This window comes from Ferribacterium limneticum (assembly GCF_020510625.1).
Taxonomy (GTDB): Bacteria; Pseudomonadota; Gammaproteobacteria; order Burkholderiales; family Rhodocyclaceae; genus Azonexus; species Azonexus limneticus_A.
On sequence record NZ_CP075191.1, the window covers coordinates 1,145,173 to 1,159,508 of the forward strand.

Sequence of the window (14,336 nt, forward strand, 5' to 3'; positions counted from 1 at the left end):
CCGGCCTCAATTGACCGTCATGACTGCCTTGACCAGTTCGGCCAGGGTACGGACGCCCATTTTTTCCATGACTCGGGCCCGATGGGCTTCGACCGTTTTCATGCTGATGTTCAACTCGTCGGCGATCTGTTTGTTCAGCTTGCCGGCGACGACCAGTTGCATGACCTCGCGCTCGCGCTGGGTGAGTTGATCCAGGCGATGCGAAATGGCGCCGTCGCGCTGGCGGCGGGCTGACAGCTGATTGTCCAGTTCTAGCGCGCGCTGGATGCGCGACAGCAGGTCTTCGTTGTGGAACGGTTTCTCGATGAAGTCGCAGGCGCCGCGTTGCAGGGCGGAAACGGCCATCGGCACGTCGCCGTGGCCGGTAACGAAGATGACCGGCAGTTGCGAGCCGAGTGAGTCCAGCTTTTCCTGCAGTTCCAGGCCGCTCATTTCCGGCATCCGGACATCCAGCACGATGCAGCCTTGCATGTCGCTGCGCCAGGCTTTCAGGAAGCTTTCGGCCGAATCGAAGCAGGTGACGCGATAGGCTTCGCCTTCGAGCAGCCAGGTCATCGAGTCGCGCATGGCCTCGTCGTCGTCGACGACATAAATGGTTTGCGTCGGATTAGTCATGGGTCACCTCGACAGTTTCCTCGATTGGTACGGTGAAATGGAAGACAGTGCCACCTTCGCGGCGTGGTTCGACCCACAGCCGCCCCTGGTGGAACTCGATAATGGACCGGCAGATGGCCAGGCCGATGCCCATGCCTTCCGGCTTGGTGGTGTAGAAGGGGGCGAAAATCTTTTCGATGTCTGCCTCGTCCAGGCCATGTCCCTGATCGGTCACGGCGATTTCCAGCATACGATCATCGACGACTTTGGCCTGCAGGGTCAGTTGGCGGCGCTCGAACGGCACATCGATCATCGCCTCGATGCCATTCTTGACCAGATTGAGCAGCACCTGCTCGATCATGATGCGGTCGACGACAATGCGCGGCAGGTTGTCCGGCAGGTCGACGATGATCTGCGTGCCGGTGCGCTGTGCCTCGATGTCGGCGAAGGCGCGGGTTTCATCGACCAGTTCTTCGAGGGCAATCGGTTGCCGGTTCGGGTCACCCTTCTTCACCATGTCGCGCATGCGGCGAATGATCTTGCCGGCCCGCTCGGCCTGGCTGGAGGCTTTCTGCATGGCGGCCAGCAGGTCGTCCAGGCGGTAGTTGCCGGCCTGCATGCGCTTGACGCAGCCGGCGCAGTAATTGGCGATGGCCGACAGCGGCTGGTTCAGTTCGTGGGCCAGTGAGGAGGCCATTTCGCCCATGGTGATCAGGCGCGAGGTCTGTTCGAGGCGCTTTTGCTGTTGCAGATTGACTTCCTCGATGTGCTTCTTGTCGGTGATGTCGGCAGCGATCTGGACGCGCACGGTGCGGCCGTCCACCCAGCGAATGGCCCGCTCATGCAGGTGATACCAGTGGCCGGAAAGCGTGTGCTGGATTTCACCATCGAACAGTTCGCAAGGCAGTTCCTCGGGCCCGATCTGCAGCGGGTCACGGGATAGCCATTCCGGGTTGGGATGGCAGGGGGCGGTGACCAGGGCTGAATTGCGGCCAACGGTATCGAAGCCGAAAATGTTCTGGAAGGCCCGGTTGGCAAAAAGAATTTCCCCGGTTTGCACATCGGCGACGTGCACCGCCGAGTCGAGGCCGTCGATTACCGTGACGAAGCGTTCATGTGCCCGTTCCAGTTCAACGCGGACGCGCTTCGGTTCGGTAATGTCGTTCATCGAGGCCATCCAGCCGATTTGCAGGCCATGGGTGTCGATCAGCGGCGAGAAATAGAGGCGTACGTCGAAGCGCTCGCCGCTCTTGCGCATGATCCGCATCTCGAAGCCGCTGGCCGGTGCCTTGCCGGCCAGCGCGGTGTCGATATTGTGTTTCAGGCGATCGAATTCCTCGGCCGGCCAGTAGGGATAGGGAGGCTTGATCCCGATCAGTTCGTTTTCGTCGAAACCGGTCATCCGGCAGAAGGCCGAATTGACGAAGGTGATGCGCCCATCGAGATCGATGGCGCGCAGGCCGGTGATCAGCGACTGCGACATGGCCTGGCGGAAGGCGTAGGCGGCGCGCAGCTCTTCTTCGGTCGCGGCGCGGTGTTTGGCATGCCGGCGCAACTGGATCAGGGTGATCGTCGCGATCAGCGTCAGGATGGTGATCAGGGCCGCCGGCACGAAGGGCAGCCAGGCGCCGCCCAGGCGGTAGGCCACGATGTTCAGGCCAAGGCGGTTGTTGGGCAGGTCGAGGCTGATGGTGCCGGACAACTGGCGCTCGGTAGGCTTGACTGAAGAGTTGGTGAACAGCTCGCGATTCTCGGCATCGACCACCGTCAGGCTGTAGCGGGTGGTAAACACGGTGGGCAGCGTCGCCCGGAGCAGGGTTTCCAGCGACTGCAGGGCAATGAAGGCGCCGATATCGGCGCTGCCGCGCTGCACCGGCAGGATGATGTCGTGGGCCGGGCGCTGCGTTTCATTCCGGTAATCCGGCGAGACGACGGTGCGCCGCACGCGCAGGGCTTCCTGCAGGGCGGCCAGGCGCACGCCGCTGAGTTGTTCGCCGACGAAGGTGGCCGTCGACTCATTGGGAGCGACCCATTCGACCTTGCCGTCGGTATCGATCCAGATGATGGCCTGGATTTCCGGTGCGTCACGCACGTAACGGGCGGCCTTGACCTGGAAGGATTCGTAGGTCAGTTGCTTGAATTCCTGCTCGCGGCCGAGTTCGCCGAGGAAGTCCTGATGGGCGTGCAGACGGTTTTCAATGGTCCGTTCGGCCCAGTGCATGTCGCCTTCCAGCGCCGAGCGGGCGGTGTCCAGTTCCCGCCATTGCAGCAGACCGGTCAGGACCAGCATGGCGAGCGCAAAAATGCCGATCGCGACATACGGTGCCAGCCATAACCAGGCCTGGCGGGGGGCAGCTTTGGGGAGGTGCGGCAACATGAGCCAATTCTTGGTTGTGGACGCGCGCTCGACCATTGGTACTTACCCTTACTGCATTGGAAATAAGCCTGAATCAGGCCGTTTTGGGGCCGGTTTATGCCATGGGCCGGGGGCTTGGGGCAACCAGCGGCAGGATGAGTTCAAAACAGCACCCTTCGTTTGGCTGGCAGTCTACCGAGATGCTGCCGCCCAGTACCTGCACGGCAATGTTGTGGGCAATGTGCAGGCCGAGGCCTGTACCGCCACGCCCCATCTTGGAGGTTACGAATGGATCGAAGATGCGCGGCAGCAATTCGACCGGGATGCCGCAGCCGTCGTCTTGCACGCTCAGTCGAACCCGCTCGTCCCCGATCAACTCGGCCCGGACAACGATCAAGCCCTGCTCGCGGCCCTCGAAGGCATGGAAGGCGGCATTGCTGATCAGGTTGGCGAGAATCTGGCCGAGCGGCCCGGGGTAGCCGTCGAGGTAGATGTCTTGCGGAATATCGATCTGCAATTTGGCGACACCGTGCTTCAGCGTCGGTTGCAGGGTCAGCGCGACTTCGTGCACGGTCTGGTTCAGTTCAAACCGCCGCCGCTGCGAACTGGTCTGATCGACGGCGACCTGCTTGAAGCTGGTGACCAGCTCGGCGGCGCGTTGCAGGTTGCGCTCGGCGATGACCGAACCGGTATCGACAGACTCCAGCAGGCTGTCGAGAACCGATCGCTTGAGGCCGTCGGCGCTCCGCTCGCGGAAAGTCTTCAATGCCTGGCGCATGGTGCTGATCGCCATGACGCCGTTGCCGATCGGGGTGTTCAGTTCGTGGGCCACGCCGGCCACTAGCGAGCCCAGCGAAGCCAGTTTTTCGGAACGAACCAGTTCGCCCTGTGCCAGCTTCAGGTGCTCGACGGTGGTCGATAGTTCCTGGTTGGCCTGGCGCAGCTGTTCCGTGCGCTTTTGCACCCGTGCTTCGAGTTCAACGTTCAGCTCGCGAACTTCGTGTTCGATGCGGCGCAGTTCGGTGACGTCTTCGGCTACCCAGATGGTGCGCATGCCGCCGCCCATCTGGACCGACTTGGCCTGGATGTAAGCGAGAAACTCGCGGCCGTCCTTGCGCTTGATCCAGGCCTCGCATTGGGCAATTTGCTTTTCCTTGAGCTGGGAGAGCATGTATTCCCGATCCGCCAGGTTCTTCCATAGCCCGAGTTGCGAGCCGTTCTTGCCGAGTAGTTCATCGAGGCGATAGCCGAACAGGCGGAGGGTGGCGGCATTCGCCTGGGCGAAGGCAACGCTGGGATGGTTTTCGGTCACCAGCATGCTGACCGGTGAAGACTCGAAAATGATTTCCAGTTCCCGCTCGCGTTCGTGGATCGCGTTCGACATCTGTTCGAGGTCGGACGAAAGCTGGTTCAGTTCGATGACCGAACTGCGCGGCCATTCGCCGCCCGGCTTGCGCTCTGCCAGTTGCCGGGCGCGATCGGCGATGGCGTTGATCGGGCGGGAGGTCAGGGTCGCCCACAGCGGGGCAAAGACCAGGCTCAGCAAGATCAGGGAGACCAGGGCACTCAAGCCGAGATTCAGGGCGGTCCGCAATTGCGGAGAATCCAGGCCGCTCGGGCTGCGGACGATGAAGTACCAGTTCATCAGGTCGGAGCGCGAGGCCGCCATTTCGTAGGGCTTGTCCTCGAAAACCACGGCATCCTGGACATGCTGTGCGCGCTGCGCCTTGATGAACAGCGACAGATTGGCCAGGTTGACGACGCCCACCCGCTCGTTGCGCTCCGAATCGGCGAGGATGTCGCCGAAACCGTCGGTCACCCAGATGGCCCATTCCGATGGATTGCTCGTTTCGCTCACCGTTTCGAGAATGTAGCTCAGCGGAATCTCCCCGATGATCACATCATGGCCGGTCCATACGCCGATGGCGACGGCAAGGCGCTGGGAGACCGGCGACAGGTACTTGTCGCTCCAGGTTGTCTGCAAGCGTTGCATGACCAGCCGGCGCAGACGGTCGTTGCTCAGATCGTTGCCGATCAATTCCCCTGATTGCTTGCGGGCGCTCTCGGCAATGGCCGCCTGCTCAACACGGCCGGACGGGGCGATGCGATAGACGGCCGAGAAAGCTCCCTGCTGCACGAGCATTTCCATTTGGCGTTGTTGATCCTTGTAGGCACCTTTGGCCATGCCGCTGGCGACCAGTTCCAGCTGCCCCTGCAGGATGGAGAGCACGGTTTCAGAGCGGTGGGCCAGATCCCGGCTTTTGGCACTCAGGTCGTGGCGCATCTGGTTGGCCAGGCGGGGCTGGTAGTAGGCCAGCATCAGCGCGAAGGCAATCAGAAAGGCAATGGCCGAGGCGAGAACCAGCAGCAGGGTGAGCGAACTGCGGAGGTGCCAGCGGGGCCGAATCATTGGGTTTGCCGGACGTAATGGCCGTTGCGGATCAGCGCGACGGCCACGCTGCGCCGGGTGTCGCCGTAGGCATCGAAGCGGATCGTTTCCTGCAGGCCCTGGAATGGTCCCAGTTCAAGCAGCGCTTTCTTCAGTGGCTGGTCGCTGCGCCGGCGCGCCAGGGAATCGAGCAGGACGGTGGCCGCATCGTGGGCGAGGACGCTGGCGAAAGCCGGCTCGCGACCGAAGCGTTTGATGTAGCGCTGCCGGAAATCGCTGAAACGGGGCGAATGGTCATCGGCATTGAATTGCTGAATGATCGCCAGCCCCTCGACAGAAGTGCCGCCCAGTTCGATCAGCTGGTCGGTCGCGGCCCATTCGGCCGCTACCAGCGGTACATGCTTGTCCAGCTTGCGCGTCTGTTGGGCGAGGCGAGCCGAATCACCGGCGTTGGCGACGAGAACCAGGGCATCCGGCTTCTGCTCCAGCATTTTCTCGACGACCGGCAACTGGCTGTCGGCGGCGGAGTCAAAGTGCTCGCTGGCGATGATCTGGCCGCTGCCTCGTTCGAAAGCGAGTTTGAACTCCTCCATCCAGCTATCGGCAAACGTCCGATTGTTCAGGTTGACGGCGGCACTGATGCGGCGGAAGCCTCGTTCCAGGCAATATTTGGCGTAAAGCTGGGCGTTGTCGCGGGTCGTCCAGTTGATGCGGAAGAGCTGGTCGTCGCGGCCGGCCAGCTTGGCCGCCGAAGCGGTCGGCGAAAGCAGGGGTACCTGGGCCGATTCGTGCTGCGGCACCAGGACATCGGCCATGCCGCTGGTCATCGGCCCGATAACGGCGACGACCCGGGTTTTCAGCAGTTCGCTGTCTGCCTGGCGGGCGGATTCCGGGGTGCTGCCGGTATCGCGGGTCAGCAGTTCGGCGCGCTGTCCCTTGATGCCACCGGTCTGATTGATTTGTTCGATGGCGAGCATGGCGCCGTTGCGGCCGGCTTCGCCGAGGTCGGCCGAATTGCCGGTCAGTTCGCCAATGAAGCCGATGCGGATCGGCTCTTCCTGGCCGCAGCCGGCAAGCAGCCCGATGGCGAGCAGGCCGGCGGCGAGGCAATTGGTCGTTGTCGGTTTCATGCGCTTGTCCGTGTTTGCTGGGCGTGGCTCATGGGGTGCGGACGAAACGACCATCCTGGATGATGGCCCGGTAGACCTTGCGCTGGGCATCGCCATAGGCGTCGAACAGGACATCTTCCTGGAGACCCTGGAAGGGGCCGAGTTCGAGCATGCTTTCCTTGAGCGACTTGCCAGGCTCCCGCCTGGCCAGGGTTTCGAACAGCGCGGTGGCCGCATCGTGGGCCAGGATGCTGGCAAAGGCGGGGTCGCGCCCGAAACGTACGCTGTAATTCTGGCGGAAAGCTTCGTAGCGCGTCGATTTGCTCCCGGTGTCGTACTGCTCGAGGATGGTCATTTTCTCGACGGCCTTGCCGCCCAGTTCGATCAGTTGCTCGGTGGCTGCCCACTCGATGCCGATCAGTGGAATGTTTGGCGAGGATTTGCGGGCCTGCTGGGCCAGTCGCGCCGTATCGCTGGCGTTGGCGATCAGGAGCAGGGCATCGGGCCTGGCGTCGAGCATCACCTTGATTTCTTCAGCCAGGCTGCTGGAATTTGAATCGAAACCCGGCGAGGCAACGATCTTGCCGCCACCACCCTCGAAAGCCAGCTTGAATTCACGGAACCAGCTGCCGGTATAGCCGAGGTTGTTCTGGTTGATGGCGCTGCTGATCCGGCGGAGGCCGCGTTTCAGGCAATCGTCGGCATAGATCTGTGCCTTGCCGCGCAGTGACTGGTTGATCCTGAGCAGATAGTCGTCCCGGCCGGTCAGCTCGACGGCCGAGGCAGTGGGGGTAATCAGTGGCACTTGGGCGGCATCGAAGGCGGGCAGCACGGCATTGACCATCCGGGTGGTCGTTGGCCCGATGACGGCAATCACTTTGCTCTGCAACACTTCGTTGGCGGCCAGCCGGGCATTGTTTTCCGTGTCGCCGGTGTCGCGGGCGATCAGTTCGACTCGTTGGCCATTGATGCCGCCTTTCTGATTCAACGCCTCGACGGCCAGCAAGGTGCCGTTGCGTGCCGCTTCGGCGGTGTCGTTTGTGTTGCCGGTTAGTTCACCGATGTAGCCGATGCGTATGGGTTCCTTCTCCATGCAGCCGGAGACAAGGAGGCTTAGCGCCAGCAGGGGGGCTGTCCATTGTCTGGTCAGGAACACAGATGTTCTTTCAGCCAGGCCAGGAATGCCGCCTCGTCCATGGGGCGGGCGTAGTGATAGCCTTGCGCGGAGTGGCAGCCGATCTCCTGCAGCAAATCGCCGATATTCTGATCTTCGACACCTTCAGCCACGGTCTTCATGTTCAGTTCCTGGCCCAGTTTCGAGATCGTGCGGACGATGCGGGCGCCGCGTTCGCTGGAAGCAAGCGACACGACGAAGGAACGGTCGATCTTCAGGTGGTCGATGGGCAGTTGCTCAAGGTAGTTCAGGGAGGAATAGCCCGTGCCGAAATCGTCGATGGCGATGCAGATGCCGCGGCTGCGCAACTCGGTGAGCAGGGCGACCATCGGTTCGATGCCTTCGAGAACGACCGATTCGGTGATTTCCAGTTCGAGATTGTGCGGCGAGGTGCCTGTCTCGCGCAGGGCGGTATCGATGAAATCGACAAAGCCGGGTTGCCGGAGTTGAACCGTTGAAATATTGACGGCCATGCGCAAATCCGGGAAACCGGCGGCGCGGAAGCGCTGCAGGGCGAACAGCGCTTCGTGCATGATCCATTGGCCCAGCGGGACAATCAGTCCGGATTGTTCGGCGACCGGGATGAAACGGTCGGGCGGGATCGTCTGGCCGTCGTGGTGTTGCCAGCGCATCAGCGCCTCGATGCCGATGATCTTGCCGGAGCAGAGATCGATCTGCGGTTGATAAACGGCGTGGATCTGCTTTCGTTCAAGCGCTTCGCGCAGGTCACGCAGCAATTGCGTGCGCCCGCGGGTTTCTTCGCCGATGGATTTCGAGAAACTGACGGTTTGACTGCTGCCCGCGGCTTTGGCCCGGCGCAAGGCGATGTAGGCATTTTCCAGGGTGTCGGCGCCCCGGCCATTGCTGGCGACGGGGGTCAAACCGATGCCGACCGTGACCAGGTGGTCGACGCTCTCAATGGCAAATGGCTGGGCGAAAATGCGCTGGATGGTGTCGGCTTTGACCAGCAGGCTGGCGCCGGTGACTGCAAAGGTGTCGCCGGCCACACGGGCGACAAAGACATTGGCCGGGAAGAGGGTCCGCAGGCGCAAGGCCGCCGCCTTGAGCATGGCGTCCCCGTATTGATGGCCGAGCAGGTCATTGGCAGCGGCAAACTGGTCGATATCGATCAGGGCCAGCACGTCGTCCGCCGCGGCGGTGGCCAGTCGGCGGTCTAGTTCGGCAATCAGGGCATTGCGGTTGGGCAGGTCGACCTGGCGATCGATCTGTGAGTCGCGCCGAAGGTCACCCACCAGGTCGATATTGTTGGCGCACAAGGCAATATTGGTGCAGAAAATCTCGAGCAGGTTCTGGTCGACTTCGCTGATCGGATCGGCTGTTTCGATGAAAGCAGCAAAGCCTTCATCGGGTGTCTTGCGGAAATACAGGGTGACATCCTGCTTGGTGATCGTGCTGTGGCGATTGCGCAGGGCATGCCCCAGGCTGCGCGCCAGGTGCTGGTTGTCAATTTCGGACAGTCGGTGCTGGATCAGGTGCCGGTAGTTGCCTGCTGCCGCAATGACACGGTATCCGCCGGGCCCGATGTTCTTGTCGGTGGCGGCGCAGACCAGCCCTTCCGGGGCAACACCGATCAGGCTGGCGAGTTGGGTGATGACTCCCTCGGCGAAGGATTGCAGTCCTTGTTCCGCCATGAACTGATGGCTCGACGCAACGATCTTTTCCAGGCCGCGGCGGCTGGCATCGAGGCGTTCCAGTTGGTCGTAGCAGCGCACGGCCGAGGTCAGTGTCGTGAACAGCCTGGACTGGGTCAGTTCGCTCTTGGTCTTGTAGTCGTTGATGTCGTAGCGGGTAATCGTTTCCGCTTCGGGCGCCTGCCCCGGTTGCCCGGTCCGCAGGATGATCCGCGTGTTGAGCAGCATCAGTTCATTGCGGATGGCGTCGACGGTCTTCAGGCCGGCATCGTCGCTTTCCATCACGACATCGAGCAGGATGACCGCGATATCGGTTTCACGATCAAGGAAATCGATGGCTTCCCGTCCGGAGTAGACGTGGAACAGGCGCAGACTACGCCCCTGTATCTCCATGCCGCTCAGAGCAAACTCGGTCGCTTCATGGACATCCTTGTCATCATCGACGATCAGGATGCGCCAATACTTTTCTTTACGAGCCGGGGTTTCCGTCTGCTGATCGTCTTCGATCAAGATCAGTTCGTCGTCGCTAGAGTTGCTCATGGCGCTCCCTGATTAAGGGCTAATAATTTTGATGATTTAGTGATTATAAGCGTTTTTTTATATTTTGATTTGCGCTGCACGGGCTTGATGCCGACTCAAGCCAAAGGCGGATTTTTAACGCAACAGCGGCAGAAGAATGGGCAGGCAGACGGCCGTGACCACCGCGTTCATGCCCATGGCCAGCGCGGCAAAGGCGCCGCTCTGTTCATTGACCTGAAAGGCCCGGGCGGTGCCGATGCCATGCGAGGCAACACCGATCGCGAAGCCGCGGATGGCCGGGTCGCGTACCTTGATGGCATCGAAAACATAGCGTGCACCAACCGCGCCGAGTATGCCAGTGACAATGACCAGCACCGCCGTCAGCGACGGTATGCCGCCGATCCGCTCGGCAATGCCCATGGCAATCGGCGTGGTGACCGACTTGGGGGCGAGCGACAGTTGCGTCGACATGCTGGCGCCGAGCAGGCGAGCCACCACGACGGCCGAGATGATGGCCGTCAGGCTGCCGGCGAACAGGCCGGCAACGACCGGCAGCAGCATCGAACGCACCCGCTTGAACTGGGTGTAGAGCGGGATGGCCAGCGCCACGGTGGCCGGGCCGAGCAGAAAATGTACGAACTGGGCACCGGCGAAGTAGGTTTCGTAGCTGGTTCCGGTCAGGGTCAGAAACAGGACGAGAACCAGTACCGCGATCAGTACCGGGTTGGCCAGCGGGTTGTTGCCGGAGCGCTGGTATAGCCAGAAAGCGCCCTGATAGGCGAGCAGGGTGATGGTCAGCCCGAGCAGCGGCGAGGCCGAGAGATAGATCCAGATCTGGGTGATGTCCTGAGTCATTGCGCTTCTCCCGTGCCGGCCGGCGTGCGCTGACAGAGTTTCATCACCAGCGCGGTGACGACCAGCGTGGCCAGCGTGCTGATCAGCAGCGACAGTACGAGCGGCAGCCATTCGTCGGCCACCCGGTGCAGATGCACCATGATGCCGGTGCCAGCCGGCACGAACAGCAGGGACAGGTGTTGCAGCAGGTTCTGGCTGGTTGTCTGAAGTTCGCGTTCCGGGCCGCCGCGCAGCATCAGTGCGATGAACAGGAAGAGCATGCCGAGCACCGGGCCGGGAACCGGCAGGGCCAGGCCGCGGGCGATGACCTCGCCAGCCAGTTGAAAGATGAGCAGTTGGGTGAGTGCGGACAGCATGGGCAAGCCTCCAGAGAACAGACCTGAAGTCTATTGCTTAGCGCTGGTCTGCAATAGATGGCAAAACGTCTATGGATTTTTTATTAATAGTATCGATTGGCGCTCAGGCGAGCAGCGCGTGCCCGAGTGTGCGCAGGGCAATGCCGACGCAGGCACCGATGGCAGCCGGTTTCCAGACGGCAGCGACACGACGGCCGGCGGAGATCAGCACGGCAACGCCGGGCAGGTCGAACGGTGAAATCAGGAAGCCGGCGCTGGCATTGAGCAATTCGACACTGACCTGGCCGGCCCGGCGCATGTCGTCCATGACGCCCATCATCGCCGTGCCGCCGGCCAGATATTTGGTCAGCGCCGGCAGGATCAGGATCGGGTCAATGCCGGCCAGTGCCAGCAGGGGCGTCAGCCATAGGGTGATCAGGTCAATGGCGCCGAAACGCTTGAGGGCGGTGACGGCGACCAGCGACAGCACCAGCATCGGGATGGCGCCGACGGCGATCTTGAAGGCCTCGGCGCCGGCCCGGTTGATCACGTCGAGTACGCCCTTGGCGCTCTCGGCAACCGGGTGGTGCAGGGTTTCATCGAGTTGTGCTTCGTCGGCAGATAGGTGGCGGCCGAACAGGTAATAGGTGGCTGCTGCCGCCGCCAGTCCGCCGAGTACCGAAAAGATCAGGGTTGGGCCGAATTGCAGGCCCATGGTCAGCATCGGAAAGGCGGCGTTGGCCTGGGCCATGGCAAAGACCATGGCCAGCGTGGCAGCGAGGTGGCGATCCGAGGTGCCGCGTTGCTCCATCATGGTCAGCGTCGCCATCGGCGCGGCGAAGCTGACGAAGTTGATTTGCAGGGCGGCGAAGACGCCGAGGCCGGTCAGCCCGAAGGGGCGCAGCAGGGGAGCGAGCAGCGCGACGACCCGATCCAGCGCGCCGCGCGCTTCGAGCAGGCGCATCAGCGACAGCATGACCACCATCACCGGCAGCAGCACAAACAGCGAAAGCTCGACCGCCGAGCGGCCGGCCTTGAGGATGATGTCGATCAGGATTTCCATGGTTCTGCTGATTCCAGAATGCGTTCGGGGGAACTGTCCGGCTGACGGGCTTCCCCCCATTGCCAACGAGGACTGCTCGCGGCAAGCATTTCGGCGGGCTGACGAGGCAGCCCGGTATTCCTTACATGCCCAGCGACTTGAGCAGTTCGTCGTGCTCGTCTGACGGTGTCGGCATGGGCGCAGATGCTGGCGCTGCGTTGGCCTGAGCGATCAATTCATCGGGATCCGGTGCCTCACGAGCCTCGAAATCATTCAGCTTGATGAACTCGGTCCGATCAATGGCCAGTTCGAGATAGAAAATGTTGTTGCGACCCGTGAAGAAGGTGACGCGGCGGGCTTCCGGCTGGTCGAGATTGGTGTCGACGCTGAGCATCACCTGCTTGTTGATGACCAGCATCTTCGGCTGGTTCTGGGTGATATGGGTTTGCAGTTCGCGCGCCACCGTACCGGTGAAGTCGCCGACGATCTGGTTCATTAGTTCGCCCATCACGTTGCTGACTTCATCCGCCGTGTGGGAACTGGCCAGTTCATTCTTGGCCATGCCCATGTGCAGCATGTAGCTCTCGTAGAGCTCCATCGCCGCCTGGGCCGAGAAGTTGATCACGACCAGCCCGGAGAAACCGCCATCGAACAGCACGAAGCAGCCGATGTCCGGCTTCAGGCAGGTCTTGGTGATGCGCTGGACCATGCCGGAATAGTGGATGTTGCTCTGGGTGGCAATGCTCAGAACCTTGGTGACTGAATTGCACAGGCTGCGCAGAATGTCTTCGGTACCGAAGACGGCGGGGGCTTCTTGCATGCTCATGGTTTCGCGATGGTCCAGACATAAACGAATACCGATATGTATCACAGAGTTCCGGGGCAGCGGCGTTTTTGCCGCTTTCATTGTTTTTCTTTTATCGAAATTGCGCAAATAGCTGACGGAGGCGAAATCCGCCGCGTTTGAATTTACCGACAGGCAAGGCGAGAATTTTGCACGGCTCAGGCAGTTTTATTGGGGCATTTTTGCGGTTGAGCATAGCCGTCAAGTTTTGAAAATTCACGCGCTTCCTATGTCTGCAGGTATTTCTCGCCAGCCGAAAATTTTTACGCCGCTGCGTTCATGGCTTTCGTCGCCACCATAAATCAGCCAGGGCGTTAGAGCTTCGTCCTCGGCCATGCGGGTGGCGCGTTGGCCGGCACGGATTGTGTCGCTGGTGACGGTTTGCCCGGACTTGATTTCGACCATTTGCAGGCGGTTGTCTTGCTCAAAAATCAGGTCTGCTTCCATCCCGTTATTGTCGCGCCAGAAATAGAGGTCAGTAGGTTGGCCGCGGTTATAACGAGCCTTAATGAATTCGCTGACAACCCAGTTTTCAAAAAGTGCGCCACGCAGGGGGTGCAGGGCGAGTATGTCTTCGTTGCGTATGCCAAGCAGCCAGCAGGCAAGGCCAGTGTCGAGGAAATACAGCTTAGGCATTTTTACAAGGCGCTTGCCGAAGTTCCGGAAGTAGGGCGGCAGCAGGTGGATGAGATCGCTGGATTCGAGTACGGCGAGCCAGCTCTTGGCCGTGTTGGCGGTAATGCCGGCTTCGCCGGCCAGCGCAGAGATATTGAGCAGTTGCCCCGTGCGTCCGGCACAGAGCCGCAGGAAGCGGTGGAAGGTGGGGAGGCTCTGGATGTTGAGGACTTGCCGGACGTCACGCTCGACATAGGTGGCGATGTAGCTGGCGAACCAGTCTGCTGGCTCGACCGATTGGGTGTGTAGCGCCGGGTAGCCACCTTTGAGCATGAGGCCATCCAGAGAGAGCTGGCGCTCTTTGATACCGGGAATTTCAGTTGCAGCGAGTGGCAGAAGGCGGGTCATGCCGACCCGGCCGGCGAGTGATTGGGTGACACCGGCAATCAGGCCAAATTGTTGTGAGCCGGTGAGAATGAAGCGGCCGGGCCGACGATCTACATCAACCATGCCTTGCAGGTGCGAGAAAAGATCGGGCCAGCGCTGGGCTTCGTCGAATACAGCACCTTGGGTGAATCGGGCGAGAAAACCGCGCGGGTCTTCGTTGGCAAAGGCACGCTCGATTGGGTCTTCCAAGCTGACGTAAGGCTTGTCGGCAAACTGAGCGCGGGCAAGTGTTGTTTTGCCTGACTGGCGTGGGCCAGTCATGGCCACTACGGGAAAGCTGGCGGCCAGCCGCAGGAGCGTCGGAGTAATTGAGCGAGTCAGCATCTATACAATTTGATCAACCTGTTGATTGAATTGTATAGATTTGTCGGGGTGGGTGTTGATATTTTTCAAGGTACGCCGGAT

11 protein-coding genes are annotated in these 14,336 nt (G+C 61.2%); all 11 read right to left on the reverse strand.

The genetic code is table 11. From position 1 onward, the window contains the following. Positions 1–6 precede the first annotated feature (6 nt). The 11 genes from KI617_RS05515 to KI617_RS05565 all read right to left on the reverse strand — a co-directional run bounded on the left by KI617_RS05515 (position 7) and on the right by KI617_RS05565 (position 14,192). A complete protein-coding gene (locus tag KI617_RS05515) occupies positions 7–615 on the reverse strand; it encodes a response regulator transcription factor (RefSeq protein WP_226451020.1) in 609 nt (202 codons plus the stop codon). Next, complete coding sequence (locus tag KI617_RS05520) at positions 608–2,971, reverse strand: PAS domain-containing sensor histidine kinase (protein ID WP_226451021.1); 2,364 nt, start codon at positions 2,969–2,971, stop codon at positions 608–610. Before KI617_RS05520 ends, KI617_RS05515 begins: the two co-directional genes overlap by 8 nt. Before the next feature lie 94 nt (positions 2,972–3,065). Continuing rightward, positions 3,066–5,360, reverse strand: coding sequence for an ATP-binding protein (locus KI617_RS05525; RefSeq protein ID WP_226451022.1), 2,295 nt, complete (start codon positions 5,358–5,360; stop codon positions 3,066–3,068). Then, positions 5,357–6,469: an ABC transporter substrate-binding protein gene (locus tag KI617_RS05530; RefSeq protein WP_226451023.1), complete on the reverse strand. Its 1,113-nt coding sequence runs from the start codon at positions 6,467–6,469 to the stop codon at positions 5,357–5,359. The genes KI617_RS05525 and KI617_RS05530 overlap by 4 nt, the downstream gene beginning before the upstream one ends. Before the next feature lie 28 nt (positions 6,470–6,497). Beyond that, positions 6,498–7,604, reverse strand: a complete 1,107-nt coding sequence (locus tag KI617_RS05535) for an ABC transporter substrate-binding protein (protein WP_226451024.1) — start codon at positions 7,602–7,604, stop codon at positions 6,498–6,500. Then, a complete protein-coding gene (locus tag KI617_RS05540; RefSeq protein ID WP_226451025.1) occupies positions 7,595–9,814 on the reverse strand; it encodes a GGDEF/EAL domain-containing response regulator in 2,220 nt (739 codons plus the stop codon). Before KI617_RS05540 ends, KI617_RS05535 begins: the two co-directional genes overlap by 10 nt. A gap of 114 nt (positions 9,815–9,928) precedes the next feature. Beyond that, a complete protein-coding gene (locus tag KI617_RS05545) occupies positions 9,929–10,648 on the reverse strand; it encodes an LrgB family protein (RefSeq protein WP_226451026.1) in 720 nt (239 codons plus the stop codon). Beyond that, complete coding sequence (locus KI617_RS05550) at positions 10,645–11,004, reverse strand: CidA/LrgA family protein (protein ID WP_226451027.1); 360 nt, start codon at positions 11,002–11,004, stop codon at positions 10,645–10,647. Before KI617_RS05550 ends, KI617_RS05545 begins: the two co-directional genes overlap by 4 nt. Before the next feature lie 103 nt (positions 11,005–11,107). Continuing rightward, a complete protein-coding gene (locus tag KI617_RS05555) occupies positions 11,108–12,046 on the reverse strand; it encodes a nucleoside recognition domain-containing protein (RefSeq protein WP_226451028.1) in 939 nt (312 codons plus the stop codon). 121 nt (positions 12,047–12,167) lie between these two features. Then, the gene (locus KI617_RS05560) at positions 12,168–12,851 is read right to left on the reverse strand and encodes a DUF3334 family protein (protein WP_226451029.1); all 684 of its coding nucleotides are present in this window, start codon (positions 12,849–12,851) and stop codon (positions 12,168–12,170) included. A gap of 234 nt (positions 12,852–13,085) precedes the next feature. Then, on the reverse strand, positions 13,086–14,192 hold the full coding sequence (locus tag KI617_RS05565; RefSeq protein ID WP_264180063.1) for an ATP-binding protein: 1,107 nt from the start codon (positions 14,190–14,192) through the stop codon (positions 13,086–13,088). Positions 14,193–14,336 lie beyond the last annotated feature (144 nt).